This is a genomic window from Borrelia sp. RT5S (genome assembly GCF_021165755.1).
GTDB lineage: Bacteria > Spirochaetota > Spirochaetia > Borreliales > Borreliaceae > Borrelia.
In genome coordinates this window covers 724,876-743,705 of sequence record NZ_CP088936.1, presented here as the reverse complement: position 1 = coordinate 743,705, position 18,830 = coordinate 724,876, and the positions used below count along the sequence as shown (strand labels likewise).

At 34.9% G+C, this 18,830-nt stretch carries 17 protein-coding genes; 5 read left to right on the top strand and 12 right to left on the bottom strand.

Annotated elements, in window-relative coordinates:
• Positions 1–3: 3 nt before the first annotated feature.
• Genes LSO06_RS03555 through LSO06_RS03535 form a run of 5 tightly spaced genes read right to left on the bottom strand, consistent with a single transcriptional unit; the run spans position 4 to position 5,379 of the window.
• Complete coding sequence (locus LSO06_RS03555; protein ID WP_231760677.1) at positions 4–942, bottom strand: GHMP family kinase ATP-binding protein; 939 nt, start codon at positions 940–942, stop codon at positions 4–6.
• Positions 933–1,871 carry a diphosphomevalonate decarboxylase gene (mvaD, locus tag LSO06_RS03550; protein ID WP_231760676.1) on the bottom strand — a complete coding sequence of 313 codons (939 nt, stop codon included), beginning with the start codon at positions 1,869–1,871 and terminating at the stop codon, positions 933–935. Before mvaD ends, LSO06_RS03555 begins: the two co-directional genes overlap by 10 nt.
• Entirely contained in the window at positions 1,868–3,118 is a 1,251-nt protein-coding gene (locus tag LSO06_RS03545) for a hydroxymethylglutaryl-CoA reductase, degradative (protein ID WP_231760675.1), read from the bottom strand. Before LSO06_RS03545 ends, mvaD begins: the two co-directional genes overlap by 4 nt.
• Entirely contained in the window at positions 3,108–4,172 is a 1,065-nt protein-coding gene (gene fni, locus LSO06_RS03540; protein ID WP_231760674.1) for a type 2 isopentenyl-diphosphate Delta-isomerase, read from the bottom strand. Before fni ends, LSO06_RS03545 begins: the two co-directional genes overlap by 11 nt.
• Positions 4,156–5,379 (bottom strand): hydroxymethylglutaryl-CoA synthase, encoded by a 1,224-nt coding sequence (locus LSO06_RS03535; protein ID WP_231760673.1) that lies wholly within the window; start codon positions 5,377–5,379, stop codon positions 4,156–4,158. The genes fni and LSO06_RS03535 overlap by 17 nt, the downstream gene beginning before the upstream one ends.
• Before the next feature lie 93 nt (positions 5,380–5,472).
• Here LSO06_RS03535 and mnmA point away from each other — a divergent pair, with 93 nt between their 5' ends.
• Positions 5,473–6,537, top strand: a complete 1,065-nt coding sequence (gene mnmA / locus LSO06_RS03530; RefSeq protein ID WP_231760672.1) for a tRNA 2-thiouridine(34) synthase MnmA — start codon at positions 5,473–5,475, stop codon at positions 6,535–6,537.
• Positions 6,538–6,570: 33 nt separating this feature from the next.
• Here mnmA and LSO06_RS03525 read toward each other — a convergent pair whose 3' ends face one another.
• The 5 genes from LSO06_RS03525 to LSO06_RS03505 form a co-directional block, all read right to left on the bottom strand.
• Positions 6,571–8,472 (bottom strand): methyl-accepting chemotaxis protein, encoded by a 1,902-nt coding sequence (locus LSO06_RS03525; RefSeq protein WP_231760671.1) that lies wholly within the window; start codon positions 8,470–8,472, stop codon positions 6,571–6,573.
• A 27-nt stretch (positions 8,473–8,499) separates the two neighbouring features.
• Positions 8,500–10,740, bottom strand: a complete 2,241-nt coding sequence (locus LSO06_RS03520; RefSeq protein WP_231760670.1) for a methyl-accepting chemotaxis protein — start codon at positions 10,738–10,740, stop codon at positions 8,500–8,502.
• Positions 10,741–10,900: 160 nt separating this feature from the next.
• Positions 10,901–11,827: an ABC transporter permease gene (locus LSO06_RS03515; protein ID WP_231760669.1), complete on the bottom strand. Its 927-nt coding sequence runs from the start codon at positions 11,825–11,827 to the stop codon at positions 10,901–10,903.
• Positions 11,799–12,950, bottom strand: coding sequence for an ABC transporter permease (locus LSO06_RS03510; protein ID WP_231760668.1), 1,152 nt, complete (start codon positions 12,948–12,950; stop codon positions 11,799–11,801). The genes LSO06_RS03515 and LSO06_RS03510 overlap by 29 nt, the downstream gene beginning before the upstream one ends.
• Positions 12,951–14,531: an ABC transporter ATP-binding protein gene (locus LSO06_RS03505; RefSeq protein ID WP_231760667.1), complete on the bottom strand. Its 1,581-nt coding sequence runs from the start codon at positions 14,529–14,531 to the stop codon at positions 12,951–12,953.
• Positions 14,532–14,751: 220 nt separating this feature from the next.
• On the opposite strand from LSO06_RS03505, the gene LSO06_RS03500 reads away from it, so the two are divergent.
• Genes LSO06_RS03500 through LSO06_RS03485 form a run of 4 tightly spaced genes read left to right on the top strand, consistent with a single transcriptional unit; the run spans position 14,752 to position 17,823 of the window.
• Complete coding sequence (locus LSO06_RS03500; RefSeq protein WP_231760666.1) at positions 14,752–15,414, top strand: HAD family hydrolase; 663 nt, start codon at positions 14,752–14,754, stop codon at positions 15,412–15,414.
• On the top strand, positions 15,411–16,274 hold the full coding sequence (locus LSO06_RS03495) for a hypothetical protein (RefSeq protein WP_231760665.1): 864 nt from the start codon (positions 15,411–15,413) through the stop codon (positions 16,272–16,274). Before LSO06_RS03500 ends, LSO06_RS03495 begins: the two co-directional genes overlap by 4 nt.
• Positions 16,268–17,314 (top strand): hypothetical protein, encoded by a 1,047-nt coding sequence (locus tag LSO06_RS03490; protein WP_231760664.1) that lies wholly within the window; start codon positions 16,268–16,270, stop codon positions 17,312–17,314. The genes LSO06_RS03495 and LSO06_RS03490 overlap by 7 nt, the downstream gene beginning before the upstream one ends.
• Positions 17,311–17,823 (top strand): hypothetical protein, encoded by a 513-nt coding sequence (locus LSO06_RS03485; protein ID WP_231760663.1) that lies wholly within the window; start codon positions 17,311–17,313, stop codon positions 17,821–17,823. The genes LSO06_RS03490 and LSO06_RS03485 overlap by 4 nt, the downstream gene beginning before the upstream one ends.
• A gap of 26 nt (positions 17,824–17,849) precedes the next feature.
• Here the strand turns inward: LSO06_RS03485 and LSO06_RS03480 are convergent, their stop codons facing one another.
• Together LSO06_RS03480 and LSO06_RS03475 are read right to left on the bottom strand one after the other, a co-directional pair.
• A complete protein-coding gene (locus tag LSO06_RS03480; protein ID WP_231760662.1) occupies positions 17,850–18,290 on the bottom strand; it encodes a response regulator in 441 nt (146 codons plus the stop codon).
• Between the two features lie 48 nt (positions 18,291–18,338).
• On the bottom strand, positions 18,339–18,824 hold the full coding sequence (locus tag LSO06_RS03475; protein ID WP_231760661.1) for a chemotaxis protein CheX: 486 nt from the start codon (positions 18,822–18,824) through the stop codon (positions 18,339–18,341).
• Between the last annotated feature and the right edge of the window lie 6 nt (positions 18,825–18,830).

Genomic DNA, 18,830 nt, shown 5'->3' with positions numbered 1-18,830 from the left:
CTTTTAAAGTCTTACACCATCTAAATCTAGATTTATCAAGCTAAGATCGTACTGCTTAAAAACTTCGAAATTTGGTTTATAAACTAAAAAAGTTTCATTCCCGGCTCCCAAAGCCTTAATTAAAGCACACTCATTTTCAAGATAAGTAAGATTTAAGGGTAAATCGGCCAAAATTCCTATCTTTTCCCCGATTTCTAATCCCACATTCTTTGCCTCCCTTAGACCAGACAAAAAACAAGAATAAGAATTACTAGATCTCAGAACAATTTTCCTCATCAAAATATTCATATTCTCTATAAAATCAATCAAAGAGGATCGATGTTCATTGTATTTAATAATTGAACTGGTGGTTTTCACTTCTCGGCTACCCTGCATTAAATAAAAATCACTAAAGTCTATTTTCTCTAAAAATTCATATGTGGGAATATTTCCTCCCGTAAATTGAACAACACCACCAAAGATACTAGTTGCAATATCATATCCACTACCCATACCCCCTTGAGCATGCCTATAAGCATCTAGACAACACTTAAAAATCTCATCTCTCTTGAAATGATAAGTGGCTTCGGAAAGCAAAAAAATACCACAAACAACCCCAACAGCAACAACTGCACTAGATCCAAATCCCTTCTTCACACCGTTATTTAAAAAAAAAGCACCCGTATCGATATAAACATCGCAAGGAAAATCTTCTAAGCTAAAATAACATTCTCGCTTCAAATATCTAAACATTTGAAACACGAAATCATCTTCATTTTCTATCAAAGAAAAACTCTCAATTTTGGTTCTTTTGCTAAAGAAACGCCACTTATCACTCCTTTTGAAAGTAAAATAAGCTCTTTCACTAATTGCAACTGAGAGCCCAAGTCCACCCTCTTCCAAAATAGAATACTCGCCCATTAATAGTAAATTACCAGGTACAGAAAAACTAATTAAATCCATTCCAAACCACGACCGACCCTTGAAACAATAAAATTAACATTCCTAAAATTCCTATTAAGTCCATCTAAAATTAGATCTAAGTCTTTCTTCAAGCAAAACATCTTGACCTGAGGACCAGCATCCATTGTCTCAAAAACAGGAATGCCACTATTCCTGAGAGCAGTAACATATTTTATTAGCTCTATGGTACTACTTTGAAAATAGATGATAGAAGATGAAAACATTAAAGCAAACATATCTTGATAACTTTTCACAATATTGAACCCTAGACTATAAAAATCGCCTCTTAAAAAGAAATATAAAGCTTCCTTAAATATTGCTCGACTAGCCTTAACCCAAGCTTCCCAATAAAATTTGTTTTGCATGCAAAGTTTCATGGCATCTCTTGAAGAAATCTCCTTTTCACCCCTATCAACTACAGCAAATATTATGCGCAAATCATTGAAATGATTTGCGCTCCTTATATGGAATGCACTCCTAGCGCCCTCCCTTAAAAGTGTAAATCCACCATAAATAGCTCTTGCTCCTGAAGCTGATCCTATTCTTGCGAGTTCTGACGCCTTTTGATGAGAATACTGGTTAAAATATTTTAAAATACAAGCAGCAATAGACGCAAAACCAGAACTTGAACTTGCAAGCCCCGCAGCCGTTGGAAAATTATTTTCACTACTAACTTTAAAACCAATATTCGGTTCATTTAAAATTTTTCTTGCATAATTGAAAAATTTTTTCTCTCTTTCCCGCAAGACAACAACCTTTGAATTTAAAGTTATCTCATCCTTATTTGAAACCTCAAGCTCGCTTGTTGAATAAAATTCATCAACACTTACTGCAATGCTAGAGGTAGCCGGAATATTTAAAGAGCTGTCTCTCTTCCCCCAATATTTAATCAATGCTAAGCTAGCATTGACCTTGCAACCAACCTTCATATTGCCCTTAGTTCCTTTAAAATCTTAAGACCAAACCCAAGAGAATAGACTTCACTACGTCTCATCTTCAATAATATTTCCTCTCGCTCATCTTTAGAAATATTATAATCCCTTTCAAGCATATATAAAATTTTATTAACATGTAATCTCATATGTCCCTTCTGAATTCCATCAAGAGCAAGTGCCTTTAAGGCAGAGAAATTACTTGCAAGCCCTACACAAGAGAGAACACCCATAAATTCTTTTTTACAATCTATTCCCATAATCTTAAAGCTTAGTATTCCTGCTTCATGAGTACTTACAGCCCCTCCCTTAACCCCAACTTGCAAAGGAAGCTCAATCTCGCCAACTAAATTGTCATCTGAAGTATAAAACCTACTAAGGGGTAGATACTTGCCATTCTTTGATGCAAACTTATGTATGCACGCCTCAAGGGCTCTTGTATCATTAAGTGTTGCAACACACAAACCCGTAATGCCATTCATGATACCCTTATTGTTAGTAACAGCACGCTCTTCTTCAAAAAAGCCTATCTTTGAAATAAGAGCAATATTTTGAGCCAACATTAAAGATTTTTCCCTATCTTTAATCAACTCAGTAATATTTAACTTAAAACTAGCCTTCGCGATAAACTCATTTAAATCATTGCTTAAAACTTTTAAAACGCACTCATAGCCAAACTCCAAAGTAAGATGATACGCAACTTTCTCGGCCACCGAGTTAAGCAAATTTGAACCCATACTATCACAAACGTCAATATAGATATTTAACTTTTGAATTCCAATTTCCTCAATAAACTTAGTTGAAAGCCTTCTAAATCCTCCACCTCTCTCCTTCATGCTACATAAAAGAGGACTAGTCCAAATCTCAACTTTATCAAAAAGGGCAAGCATTGTATTGCTTAACTCTTTATCTGTCTTGATATAAATTTGAGCGATACCTAATATCTCACCCACAGAATACTCCAAATTAGCATTTCTTAACACTTTAGCTGCCCCATTTAGCGCGGCTATAACCGAAGGTTCTTCTGTGGCAATAGGTATAGCATAATATCTACCATTTATCTTTAAATCCTTAACAATACCGATGGGCAAGGACAAATAGCCGATATAATTTTCGACCATACTAAAAAGAAAATTTTCATCAGCAGAATCATAAAAAAAATTACCTACATCCTTTAAAAGGCTTTTTATTTCTTCTCTTTTTTCTGCAGTACTCTTACTTCTAAAATTTTCACTAAGTCTCATAAGAATCTTTAAATTGTTTTAAATTCAATAACAACGGATAACTTAAATAATATTTATTTATCCTAAGCTCTGATACGTCTTTGCTGTTACTTAAAAGCATAGACATCTTTAAAACATACTCATAGTCTCTTAAAAGCTTATATAAGCTATCCTCACCTCCATTACAAAAAGCCCTAAGAATGGGTGCTGCGACGCCTATTAATTTAGCACCAAGAGCAATCCCCTTAGCAATATCCATTCCAGTCTCATACCCACCTGAGGCAAAAACTTTATCCTTATGAACATCGCTAATACTTATCAACGTTAAAACTGAAGATATGCCCCATTCAGAGAAACAGGAAGCAACTTCTAAATTTCCCTCCTTAATTCCTTCAACCAAAACCCAATTAGTTCCGCCGCTACCTGCAAGATCGACATAAGATACCCCAAGATCCAACAAGTTAACAACTGTCTCGGGTGACATTCCAAAACCCGTCTCTTTAACAATTACCGGTAAACTTGACGAAGAACACAGCCTTGCAACAAAATCCCTTATTCCTTTAAAACTTCTCTCCCCCCTAGAATTCATTAATTCTTGTCCCGCATTTAGGTGGACAATCACAGCATCAACCTCAAGTCTCTTATTCATTTCAATTATTTTTAAAACTCCCAACTCGCCCAGCTGAATAGCACCAATATTGGAAAATAAAGGAATACTATCAGCATATTTTCTTAAAGAAAATTCATCAATATATTCAGGATATTTAAACAAGAGCTTAAAAGAACCCAAACCCATTGGAATCCTTAAACCATTTGCAACCTTAACAAGCGATCTATTTAGCCTACTCCCATCCCCAATGCCTCCTGTCATTGATGACACAAAAACGGGCATCGCGACCTTGTATCCAAATATAATTTCACTCGTATCTATCTCATCAAAATTAAGCTCACTGAGTGCATCATGCTTTAAATTAACGAAACCCAAAAGGCTATCACTCTTACTAACATCCGATTTATTTAAACAAATCTCAATGTGCCTTCTCTTATTCTCCAATATATTAGGCTCGATACCCATAAATTCGATATCCGTCTTCCCTAATTTCTTTTAAATAAAATCCATCAGATTCGCCTGGGACTATCTTATTCTCAAAAAAATTCCTATATTCATCAAAATTTGCATTGTGCCTTTCAGACAAAACGCTATCGATATTCCAAGTCTTGACAACAGAATATGCACCCTTTTCAACCAAAAGTTCGTAAATAACCATAATATTGCCAGATCCATAAGAGCAAAGAAGTATCTTTTCTCCACTAATATCCTTCTTTGAAAATACTCTCTTTAAATAAGTCATCAAAGATAAAAATATTGAACCTGTATACAAATTCCCCACTTCCCTAGAAGCCTCAATAGAATCATAAAAATCTATTGACTCTAAATAAGAATTGCAAACAGACTCATCTTCACTGTAATATTTCTTCAAAATGTAATGCATTGAGTCTATGGGCATTTTTGCAAAAGGTACATGCAAAACAAACCTGTATTTAAAAAATAAGTCTTTAACGCTCATACTTTTCTTATGCGCAAAATTTACCAAGGCTTCCTCGTTTGCTCTGTTGTAGCACTCGATGGAATAGCGTCCCCTTACCCTAGCTTCAAGGCTTCCAAACGGCCTAAAAAAATCATCAACATCATCAGTATAAACTCCAAATTCAGACAAATTAATAGACAATATTTTAGGATTCTGCTCAATAAGAACAGCCACAGCTCCTGCTCCCTGAGTAATCTCGGCTGTAGTTAGGGGACTGTAATGCGCAATATCACTAGAAAATACCACCCCATATTCAGACTCGTCTAGATGGCTTATAATACTTGCAGCACTGTGCACAGAGAGCGCAGCGCCCGCACACGCGTGCTGTACTTGATAACTCAAAAAATTATTTCTCAAATAAATACCAGCTATCCCAAGAGCTCCGTAGACGTAGGAAGAAATTGATTTTGAATAATCCACTCCTGTTTCCGTTCCACCTAAAAACACCCTTACCTTTTCTAAATCAAGATCATTGTTGTCAAAAAGAAGCTTAACAGCAGAACTAGCCATGGTAACGCTATCTTCATTGGGGCTTGTAAATCTAAATCCTCTCTGGAGAGTTGAATCTATTGCTTTATTGAACTTTTTAAAAAAATGCTCATCGGATCTATATGAAGAATTCTCTAAAAGAACAGAAAAATCCAAATAATTTAGAGGTAAAAAAACTCTAATATCACTTATACCCACCCGCATCACTTCCCCCTAACGAAGAATTTGCACAAATTATACTATAGATTATAAAAAACATCAAAATTGAGTATGCTATAATTCAGTAAGAAACAGATTATGAGAATAGCGGTACTTTTGTCTGGAGGAGTAGACAGCTCCGTGGCTCTTTATGAAATGATAAAGAGAGGGTGCAAGCATATAAAATGCTATTATCTGAAAATTTGGCTTGAGGATGAACTTTCCTATATTGGAGAGTGTCCTTGGCGTGAAGACATTGAATGCGTAGAAGCCGTCTGCAAAAAATTTAACGTACCATACGCAACTATCAATCTACAGGATGAATATTACAAAAGAGTGGTGGCTTATGCTATTGAAGAATTAAAAATTGGAAACACCCCAAGTCCAGATATATTTTGTAACACGAGGATAAAATTTGGGGCATTCTTTGATAAAATCAATGAGAGCTATGATCTAATTGTAACAGGTCATTATGCTAAAATTGAGAATAGAAATAGTCATTACATACTTAAACAGGCTAAGGATAGAGTCAAGGATCAAAGTTACTTTTTGTCCAACCTCTCCGGGAAACAGCTGTCAAAATTACATTTTCCTCTAGGAAATCTACTGAAAGTCGAAGTGAGAGAGATAGCACAGGAAATAGATTTACCTAATAAAAACAGAAAGGATAGCCAGGGGATTTGTTTTTTAGGAAAAATAAAATACGATGAATTTGTCAGATATCATTTAGGAGAACTTAAGGGCAACATAGTTGAAAAAGAGACAGGAAAAATAGTTGGGACTCATAATGGTTATTGGTTTTTTACAATTGGACAAAGAAAAGGGATTAAACTTAGCAATGGCCCATGGTTTGTGGTAGAAAAAGATATTGAAAACAACGTCATTTATATCTCTAACAGCAAAAATTACCTGAAACAAGGAAGACAAAAATTTTTAGTTCACAAGATGAACTGGATAAATGAACCACCAAGCCGTGGGAGCCTGAGCGTCAAAATAAGACACGGTGAGAAAAAAACACAATGCATGATAGAAATGCTAGAACGCAATATCATACAAGTCTCTCTACAAAAAGAAGACTACGGGATCTCTCCGGGGCAATTCTGCATATTCTACCAAAACGATGAATGCCTAGGGGGTGCTAAAATCCTTAAAGTATTGGCCTAGCAAATCGCATATCCCCTAGAGCAAAACCACCTCTTACTTATCAACCTTAAAGTAGTCAACTGATTCCTTTAAGTCTTTAACACTCTCTAGCATCTTTTCAGACATCGCTGACAACTCTTCGCTGCTTGAAGCTGTTGTTTGCACTAACTGGCTAACTTGTTCGATCGCATTTTTAAATTGTCCTATCTGATTACTCTGGTTAGAACTCTCCCTAGTAATATTCTTAACAAGTCTAGCTGTCTCCTCCATACCAGGTACAATTTGCTCAAAGTTATTACCTGCCCTGCTTGCAATAGTTAAACTCTTATGTGCTATATCAATGATTTCTCTAGCAGAATCCTTGCTCTGATCGGCAAGCTTTCTAACCTCTGCAGCGACAACCTCAAACCCTTTACCCTTATCTCCTACTCTAGCGGCCTCAATAGAAGCATTTAAAGCAAGCAAATTGGTTTGCCTTGTTATCTCATCAATAATACCTATCTTGTCTGTAATAACTTCCATTGCTTTAATAGCCTTTACAACAGATTTATGCCCTCCCTTAGTCCTCTCATTCGTATTAACAGCAATGCTCTCTGTAGTAGATGCGCTCTCAGTATTCTCAGAAACACCCTGGGATATCTGCTCAATATTTGCTGTCATCTCTTCCAAAGTAGAAGCCTGCTCTACCGCCCCAGAACTTAAATTCTGACTCGCATTTGCTATCTGAATTGCATTCTCATAAAGGTAATCAAGGTTCTCAATGACCCCCCTCGCTATGGATGAAAAATTAGTCCTTAAAAGCTCTAAATTCTCATATAGCCTGTATAACTCCAAGGTCTCCCACTTTAAAGGATTATCTGTAACAGTAAAATCTCCAGAAGCCAACCTTTCGGAATAGTTCAAAATCCCATTCAAAGAAGAACCAAGCCTAGATACAAGGTAAACAGTCACCAAGCCAAGTGCAAATAAAGTAACAACAAAACCTATACCTAAAATAAAAGTAGTCAACCTACTCATGTAATAAAAATCATCTGCAGTAACCCGTAAAAATATTATAAAGGGCAAATTAGACAGCCGTCCTCTTAACTTTTGAGCAAGACCTACAAATGGCTTTCCGTTGTTTGTAGGATCAAAATAATGCATAACAACAAGCTCTTTACCTTTTTGAATCAAATCTTCAGATGTGTTCTTAACCACATTGCTGTAATAAGGATTAATGGAAGACAAATTATCGCCTGGTAACCAAGTGTGATGCATAAGAAACACACCCGACCTGTCGTATACCATAGCCCTTCCGGTTCCCAATGCCCCAAAACTAATACCCTTAAACGAATTATAAACATAATCTGTTGAGTAAAAGAGCATAAAGTAACCAAGAATATCACTAGTCTCATAATCCCTTAAAGGAATCCCTATTAACAAATAAGGGATCTGACCTGCCTTATTCCTTATCTTGGAGATACCCTTAACTAAACCCTCTTCAATAGAACCAGGCTCCGCTAAGAGAACAGAAGAATTATAAACAGAACTGGACTCTCTTAACTTAAGGAAGTAATCCCTATCAGCAATCGATATGCCATAATCACTATTGTCCTTAACAGCAGTAGTAAACACTATGTCCCCGTTTTTATCGGCTATCAACATGTTACTACCCGTCTTAACAAGCATTTCAGTCTGCTCCATAATAAATTCCATTCTTCTAGACTTAACAGTAGCAATTGATTCAAACTTAGAAGCAGAGTTTAAATACATTGAATTAATCTTTACCCTCTCCTCCATTGAAGAAACATAAATTGTCAAGGAGTTTCTAACATTTCTAATCAAATTCTTCATCAGATCTAATTGTTGATCTGTCAAATTATTATTAATCAGCATCCCAAATATGAAAAACAACACAGAAATAAAAATCGATATAAGAACACTAACAAGAAGCAATATCCTAGCTCTCAGTTTCATACATTACCACCTACTACAAAAATAATTCTAAAAATCTGAAAAATCTTCATCAAAATTCAATTTCTTACCAACGATATCAATAGCCTTATTAGGATCTACCCTTTTATTAATAGAATCAACACCTACATTTGAATTACCATAAACATCATCCTCTCTATCGCCTAAAGATAGACCATTATCCTTATTCAAAGAACTAATACCACCAGGTACAGAACCGGTTCCATCCTCATCAGGACTAAAATAGCCGTCAGAATCAGTAACATCTCCCACATCCTTGATTTTGAAAAAAGACACTGCGCTCTTGAGCTCTTTGGACTTCTCAAGCATCTTCTCAGCCATACTTGAAAGTTCCTCGCTACTTGCTGCTGAAGCCTGGACAACCTCTCCAACCTGATCAAGTGCCATTTTAAACTGAGTAATCTGCTCATCCTGATTGGAGCTCTCATCAGAAATTTTCTTAACAAGATTAGTAGTTTCCTCTATTTCGGGTAACATATCCTTAAATATTAAACCCGCCTCCGTTGCAACTCTAGAATTTTCTTCAACCAGCTCTCCAATCTCAAGTGCAGAAATCTTACTAAGATCGGCAAGCTTTCTAATCTCACTCGCCACAACAGCAAATCCTTTACCCTCATCCCCAGCTCTTGCGGCTTCAATGGCCGCATTTAAAGCAAGCAAATTAGTCTTTCTAGCTATTTCTTCAATAACGCTAACCTTTTCAACGATAGCCTGCATAGCCATAACAGACTCCTCAACTGCTTTGCCTCCTATCTGTGAATTTTCATTAGTCTTTAGTGCAATTTGTTCTGTCTGCCGAGAATTATTGGCACTCATTCTAACCCCAGCTGATATCTGCTCAATGTTTGCTGACATCTCCTCGAGAGTCGAAGCTTGCTGTAATGCACCAGAACTCAAGTTCTGACTTGAATTAGCAACCTCAACACTCGCCTTATTAACGTAACTGATGTTTCGAAGAACACTCCTAATAGCACTTGCGATATTATCTCGCATTCTAATAATTTGCATACCCAAAGAATGCAACTCATCAGAACATTTATCATCAAGACTATGCTCCTTATCTAGGTTCCCCTGAACTATCTCACCTACTAAACTTCTAATCAAATCTAGCCTATGACTAATAATTACATCTATCCTCATCGCTAGGATAACTACTATTGCAACAACCCCCAAGATAGAAGCTATAACAAACTTCAAAGCCAAACTTTCAATAACACCATAAATATCTTCGTAAGGAATTCTTGCAAGCAAAAGCCCACTATCCTCTCCGAGCTTACTGCTAATCGGTAGCATAGCATAATAATTGTCCAATCCCATCTCTGGAAAGTAAGCTCTCTCAATCTGATAAACTGGAGCCTCAGTTGCTACAACAGCCGGCCTTGGGGGTTTAGACAAAGCACTCTTTAAAAGGCCGATAAACTTTGAGCCCATCTTTGCACCCTCATTGTACTCTACCAAAGGATTAGCAGCATGATTACTTGGATCAAGGTAAAGCAAATTCCCCCTATTGTAAAATCCAAACCTAGACCTATCTAGGATATTGCTCACAACATCATTGACCAGATAGCCAACCAAATAACCAAGAACCACTTTATCTTCTGCTGAGTACACAGGCACCGCTATTGCAAAGGCTCTCTTTTCCTTTTGACGAGACCTCACCGCCACCTCTCCTGCTATCCCCTCGGTAAGTCCCATATGCCAACCAACAAAATTTAGCTTATCTCTCTTATAACCCTCCAAGGTCCTTTTAAAATATCTTGTCCCTGACTCAGATTGCCCAAAATCCATATTGTTCTCATGTCTTGTAGTGACAATTACCTTGCCTTCAAAGTCAAGAAACGCAAATTCCTCGTAAACGGTATCTATTTTCAAATCTGCCAACGTCCTGTATACTCGTTCGCGATACCTCTTGCTTGTCTTAACCGTATCAAGTATAACCTTAGAATTCTCTCTCATTTTGCTTATTTCAGCTCCCGAAAAGGCACGTCGACCACCATTTTTTAAAAAAGAATATTCATAAAGGGTGTCAAGAGCTATAGTGGACCCTGTGCCGTCCATAATGATGTAAAACGTGTCCAACAAAGATTGAATAGCAAAAGAAGCTCTCCTCACTTGCCCCCTTGTAAGCTGCTTATAATAGCTTTCCACATAACTACCCAAAACAGACTTAAAAACCCAAGAAAAAAACAGTATAATCACAACCAAAAATACGAACAAAAACCCCACAAACTTGTATTTAATCTTCAACATAAAACTACCTCGTAAAACAACCAGTTATTTAATAACGTTAACAAACTCAAGATCAACAGACACCATTTACAACTCTAGATCAAAAAATATAATTCCCAAATAAACATTAAATAATTTCAATAGCGTTTAAAAAAGAATTTTATCAACATAAGGAACGAAATTAATCTTGTTTATAAGGTAAACCTAGAGCCTTAGGGCCATAGCTCTTTTTTGAAAAAAACATAAGACTTAGGATTACAACAACGTAAGGCAATATGATCAATAATTTAGGAGATACCATTGAGGAAAAAAAAGGGACTTGAGACATTACAACAACTAAAGTTCTTACAAAAGAGAATAAAAAGCTGCCTATTAAGATTCCAAAAGGTTGCCATTTCCCAAAAATTAACATAACAATAGCGATAAAACCCTGCCCCCCGATAATTCCTTGCATATAGCTTGAAGTGATTACAGTAGAAATAATTGCCCCCGCCACTCCTGCAAAAAGACCACTCAAAAGCACACAAAAAAACCTAATCATAACAACATTGACCCCAAGAGATTCTAAAACCTCCGGGTCTTCACCACTAGCTTTAATTCTAAGCCCAATTTTAGTATGTCTAAATACGATATGAGCAATAATAACACATATTATTGCCATATAGAGTGAATATCTTTTTCCAAAAATTTGAAATATAAGAGATTTTTTATCCAAAACACCATCAAAAAGCACAGGCAACTTAACATCTATTGGGGGGGTTGAGGAAGAGCCAAAAATGAAAATACCAAACAACATAGCAATGGCTGGTCCCAAAAAATTAATAGCCATTCCAGTTATTATCTGGTCTGATTTAAGGAAAATAGTAAAAATCGCATGAAGACTTGAAAGAATAACTCCTGAAAAACCTCCAACAAAAATTGCAAATAATGGGTAGCCATAAAAATACGCAAATGCAGCGCCAACAAACGCGCCAAGAGCCATTGTTCCCTCAAGACCAATGTTTATTATTCCGCTCTTCTCACTTATAAGCCCTCCTAAACCCGCTAGAATTAAAGTTTGAGAATTCACTAAAGTCTCACTAATTAGAAATACTATTTCGCCTAACACCCTTTATACCCCCTAAAATCATCTTATTTAAAAAATGACTAGCAGAAATTACAAGTACCACTATGCCTATCATCAAAGATACGATCGAAGAGGATAGCCCCATCAAACTCTGAACCCTACCACTCCCGTAGAGCAGAATCGAGAATAAAATACTTGAAAATATTATTCCGATTGGTGAATTATTTGCGATTAAGGCCACAGCTATACCGTTAAGGCCAGTTCCTTCCATATAGGAAAGCTTAAATATTGCCTTATTAACTCCCATAACTTGTACGGCTCCTGCAAGCCCCGCAAGGGCTCCCGAAAGGAACATAGCAAATAACAAAACTTTTTTAATGTCAATCCCCATACGATAAGAAGCCTCTATGTTGTGTCCTATAGAGCTAATCTTAAATCCGAGTATTGTCCTGCTTAACAAAACCCATATTAAAACGGCAAAAAAAATTCCAATGATTATTCCAAAGTTAAGGGGAGCCTTTAGAAAATCATTAATAAATGGGTTTTCAGCCCTATAGGCAAGCCCCTCAGGCGATAATTTCCAAGAACCAAAAAAATCAATAAAAGCACTTTCTCTGATTGGCCTAGACAAGTCACTATTTTCCTTCTTAATGAGAGATATGTCCAGAATTATGTTATTTATATGGAACAAAATCCAATTAAACATGATCCCCGCAATTACTTCATTTATATTAAATTTAACCTTTAAGTATCCAATTAAAATCCCAAGACTTCCTGACACAATAAAAGTCACAAAAAAAACACAAATCACATGCAAAAAGGGGGGCAATTCTAAAAAAATCCCAACCATTAAAGCTGTAATTGATCCAAGTATAAACTGGCCTTCAACTCCAATGTTAAAAAGACCTGCTTTTAAAGCAATACCCACTGAAAGCCCTGTAAAAATCAATGGAGTTGCATAACTTAAAATGTAACCTAAATGCTTAGGAGAAGAAAACATAATTTCTATTATTATGTAATACATCCTAAAGGGCGAATAACCAAGCAGAGATACCACCAAGCCAACAACTAAAAATCCCAAACACAATGCAAAAAAGTTAACAAACACTGGTGTATTTAAAAACTTCAGTGTTATCTCTTTATACCTACAACTACCAGCATTCATCTAACCCACACCACCCGTCATCATTTTACCAATAATATTAACATCAAAATTATCCTCCAGAATACCTACAATTTGTCCGTCGTACATCACGGCTATTCTATCACAAACACTCATAAGCTCTTCAAGCTCAAGAGATACAAGAAGAATGGCTGTCCCCAAATCTCTTTGTTCAAGTATTTTCTTATAAATATTTTCAACAGCACCGATATCGAGTCCTCTTGTGGGCTGCACTGCTAGGAGAACCTCAGGTTCCAAATTGAGCTCACGGGCAACAATTACCTTTTGCTGATTACCTCCAGATAAATTCTTAACCTTACACAAAATGTCTCTTGGTCTAATATCAAATGAATTTGTAAGTTGTCTACTTACCTTTTTAAGAAAGCTTAAATTAAACCCAACAAACTGCTTTTTAATGTTATCTAATGTCTTAAAACTTAATTTGTTAATCTTATTTTTTTCCCTAATATCTAGGTACCTAACATCATCAAAGCTCTTAATCCCAATATTCTGTAAAACACTGAAATCTAGAATAAGACCGTGCTTTTGCCTATCAGATGGGATGTTGCCTATCTTTCTATCTATTATTTGTTTTACACTAAACCCCTTTATAGATTCAAACTCATCTCCAGTCTTCTTAAATATCTCTCCACTGACTGCTGCTCTTATACCAAGAATAGCTTCAACTAATTCCTCCTGTCCACTCCCTTCAATTCCAGCTATCCCCAAAATTTCACTACTTCTGACATTAAAACTAACATTTTTAACTTTAAGTACGCCCCTCTCATCCTTAACATTTAAGTCCTTAACTTCAAGAACATTCGTATTGTCAACAAATTGTCTCCTAGATGCATCAAGAGCTGTTTCCTTGCCTATCATTAACTTGGTAAGAATTCTCTCATCAACTTCGGAAACATCAAAAGTCCCCACAACCTTCCCAAGCCTCATAATTGTACACTTTTGTGCTACAGTCTTTATTTCCTTTATCTTATGTGTAATAAGTATTACAGTATGCCCCTCTGAAGCCAACATTTTTAAAATCTTCATAAATTCATCAATTTCACTCGGGGCAAGTACTGCGGTAGGCTCGTCAAAAATAATGATATCTGCATTCCGATATAGAACTTTAATTATCTCTATCTTCTGTCCCATTCCAACGCCCAAGTCTTGAACCTGCCTATCAGTATCTATTTCTAGTCCATACTTCCTAGAAATATTGAGTATTTTTTTTAGCGCTTCCCCATAATTAATAAACCCAAACCCCGAATCTTCATAGCCCAATATAATGTTTTGTACAGCCGTGAAATTTGGAATTAACATGAAGTGTTGAAAAACCATCCCAATACCATTACGAATGGATTCGCTTGAATCTTTAAGGTGTAATTCCTTACCCCTTAAAAAAAGGCGCCCGCTCGTAGGCTTATGCACCCCGTAAATAGTTTTCATTAAAGTGGTTTTACCAGCACCATTTTCACCAAGAATTGCATGTATCTCTCCCCTTCTAAAGCTGATAGAGACTTCATCATTGGCTACAAAATTCCCATACTGCTTTGTTACTCTATCCAGAACCAGTACATCCTGCACGAATTAAAACCCGACCTGAAGATATACAAAAGGAAAATGCCGTTTATTCATAACTCTTACAAAATATAATAAAACTTAAATGGGAATGTTGGCAAGGTCCTTGAGAAAAAATTAAAGACAACTTCAAATATTTCAAATCATGAAATAAACTTTAGTGAAAGACAGAAAATAATGGTAAAATGAGTGCACGACACATCTCTACTTCTGAAGGAATTAAATCATGAAAATAAAAGCTTGCATTTTTGACATGGACGGGACTTTAATAAACAGCATCACAGACATTGCATCTTCAATGAATTCTGCATTAAAAAATTTAGGATACAAAGAAATTGGAACAGACAAATTTAATAGCTTTGTTGGAAGAGGATTTGATAAATTTGTAGAAAAAACCTTAGAATATCTCAGTATGAACTTTAATGATAAAAGTATTAAGTACAACCTTTATGAAGAATTTGTAAAAGAATATAATCAAAACCTTACTTCTCAAACAAGGGCATACGATGGAATACAAGGTCTTCTGGCTGAACTTAATAAGCTTAAGATTCCTGTTGGAATTTTAAGCAACAAAAACCACGAAGAACTTTTGGCAGTAACAAAGAATATGTTTAAAGACATAGATTTTTTTGAAGTCAGAGGCTACTCCTCAAGATTTGAAGCAAAACCAGACCCTGCAAACGCTCTTGATATGATAATAGAGCTCAATGTTAAACCTGAAGAGATTGCATACATAGGAGACAGTGATATTGACATGATAACTGCTAGAAATGCTGGTTTTTTGCCAATTGGAGTTTCATGGGGGTTTAGATCAATAGAAGAATTGAAAGAAAATGGAGCAAAATACATTATAAACAGGCCTTCTGAACTTCTGGACATAATAAAATGAATACAAAAGCATACTTTCCCCACTTGTATCATTATCTATTCAATCATGAACAAATAAAGAGCTTGTCAGTTTTTGAAAAAGAAATCGAGATAATTAAATATTTGAAGGAAAATAATAGAACTATTTCAACATTCATAGATGAAGATTTTAAATCTGATATTAACTCGCTCATTCAATACGTTAAGGAAAAAACAGATACGATAGTTACTCCATTAGTTTTGTCAAGCATTGATTCTATTGATTTCAACATTATAAGAGAACTATTTAGGAAAGAATTTAACAAAAATAATCTAGAATCAATATTCCACTGCATTAAAACCAGTTCTTGTCTTAGAAAAGAATTTTTGTACAACTTTAATGCAATAAGTAGCGGTCTTATTACATTTTACATAAATAAACTTTTTGAAGATAAAAATTCTTACACAGTGTATCTGATTAAGAAAGAAAATAATCTTTTTACTTCTTCAAAAATTATAAAGAACTACATAAAAATTTTGCTGCTATTGAGAGCTCTGATAATTAAAATCTGCTTTGAAAAAGAGATAAATTTGAATTCACAAAACATCAAGGATATAGTAGAACTAGTCAGCGCAGAAATAGATTTTTTAGATCAAAATACAGTTGACCTAGTAACCCAAAGTCTATTTAAGTATGAAAACTTAAATAACATGTCACCCGTTGCAACTTTGATATCTATTTTTTCAAATAGAGCAAGAATTCCGAATATTAAAAATAATAAAACGAAAGGCTTTTTAGGATATGATGAAAGCTGGTTTTCAATAAAACAATCAAGCTCAAAAGATTATGATCCAAGAGTTATTAAAGAGCTTCTGGAAATAGCTAGGAAAAATAAATGGTGAAGATATTTTCAAATGTTTTAAAAGCTACTTTAATCGTCTCACTGCTTGCATTCTTAATAGAGGAATTGTCAATAATACTTTTCCTCCCTTATAAGGTCCGATTTGGTCTTATATCTATTGGGTTCTTGTTTGATTTAATTTTTATCTTAATTTTTTTATGTAAAATTTCAAAAGCTTACTTTGCACAACAACTACAAGTCTATGTAAGAAATAATTTATTCTTTGATATATTACATTGCTTAATTCCTCTTATATTTTACAGTTCTAACCAAATTAAAAATATAATTGATCCTCATGAGGCTATCTTAAGTCCAATCATACTTTCTCTTTTTAAACTAAGATTCCTAAGACTTCTTAGATTCAATGATTTAATGATTGAAATTTATTACAATGAGCAGGAGAAAAATCTAATACTCATTGCCTTTGCTAGAACATTCTCGATAAGCCTTCTGGTCCCATTCATATTTTTTATAATATTTTCAAGTCTAAGCCTTGCAAATACAATTCCAGAAAAACAAGAATTTAATATCATAAAGAACATCTCAATAACAACTGAAAAAAATTACATAAAAGAAAAATATCCTTTTATACTAATGATTAAAGATATGGGAAGTACAATATATGCTAAGTCTAGTGACACATTTCTTTACTATAGCCCCAGTGAATACAAAGTTATTGAAATAGATCAAACGAAATTTTATATAGATAAATATTTACAAAGAAAAAATGATTCCATTCTCGGGATGTTTTTATTCTCTCTCTTCATTTCTTTTACCGTTTTTTTAATGAACTTTTACAAATTTTTTAAGGTAAGCTTCCTAAATCCAATCATACTGATGCAAAAAGTACTACAAGATCCAATTGAATATAGGAAAATTCAAATCCCGTTTTTATTTAGTGAAGAAAAAATATACGAAATGGCAAAAAAATTTAACAACATTCTGTTAAAAGAAAAACTCAATACAAAAAGAAGGACCAGAATACCCTTAGAAATCGAGAAAGTTAAAAAAATAATAAATATTAATAGGGAACAAACATGATAAGAAGGATACTTCTCTTATTGTTTGTCAATACATCAATAATTAATGCACGACTAATAACAACCTCAATTGAAATGCGGGCATCTGAGGAAATGAAAGAATACTACACTTTCAATCTAATACTGGAAGAAGAATACTACACTAGATACCCTAAAAGCCAGAATGAAATGCAGGTGTATGAACTAACAGAAATTTTTGCAAAAAGCATCATAAAAAACAAAGTTGACTATACTGCAGTAACTCCAACCTACAGGGAGATCAATAAATATTTACTTAAAAGTGAAATCATTGACAGAAGTTTCTACAAACACAAAATATTTAAAGTTAAACCCATAGATACAGTTTTTAAAAGCACAGCACTGCTTTACACTAAAAAAGGATTTTACAAGTTAGAACTGTACATAGGAAATAACAAGAAGAACGTACCAGAAATTTTTAATCTAAACATGACATACTTCACTAAAGCCATGAGCGAAATAAAGAACGAAATGATCTTTTACAGAAACTAAAACTTTCACCCCCAAAGCTAAACAGATCATTTAACAAACACAGACATAACTCTCTGAAGCACCTTAGTCCTGTCAAGAGGCTTCACAATAAATGTCTTAGCGCCCTTAATCAAACAATCCTTAACCAGCTGCTCCTTTCCCAATGCAGAAATCATTATAACTCTAGCATTCTTATCAAATTCCATAATGTTAGAAAGACAAGTTATCCCATCCATCTTAGGCATAGTAATATCAAGAGTAACAATATCAATATTAGGATAATGATTCTTATACTTAATCACAGCCTCCTCACCATCAGCAGCAGTATCAATAACATTAAATCCCTCAGAAGTAAAAATTTGAGTAAGTTGCTTCACAGTAAAAACCGAATCATCGACAATCAAAACATTAAAAGGAACCCCCGTCTCATAGTTAATACCCTTTGGTTTAACTGAAGAATCCATCGCAATAGTAGTCTTTTGGATCATATCAAACCCTCTCTTCTAATAATAAGTAAATCTAACTCCATAATCATATCAAACCCTCTCCCTTATTGCAATATTAACTTCTATAATCTTACCATCTGGCAAGGTAAATGGCACAATCAAGGCCTCTGAACCCTTATTACTTATCTTCATATTCTCTCCATAAATAAAAGCCGGTGGAGTTATATCAAATATAAATCCCTTGGCATGTAAAGTGGTAACAAAATTACCCGCAATAATATTGCCAACCTCAGTAAGAGTAGCAGCAACCATCTCCTTAGTCTCCTCGTCCTCAAAATCAACATAATCTTCAAAATTCAACTTAGAAGCAATAAAAAGAGCTGTATCAATGTCCATATCAATAACAATACTACCCTCAACAGAACCTGCAAGCCCCACAATTACAGAAACTCCTTTTATTTTCTGATTTGTCGACTTAAGCCCCGGGTTTCCCATTTTAATATCTTCAACAAGCAACATATCCCTTAAAACCGAAGAAGCAGCATCCAAAAATGGTTCTATGTAATCTATTCTCATTCGTTT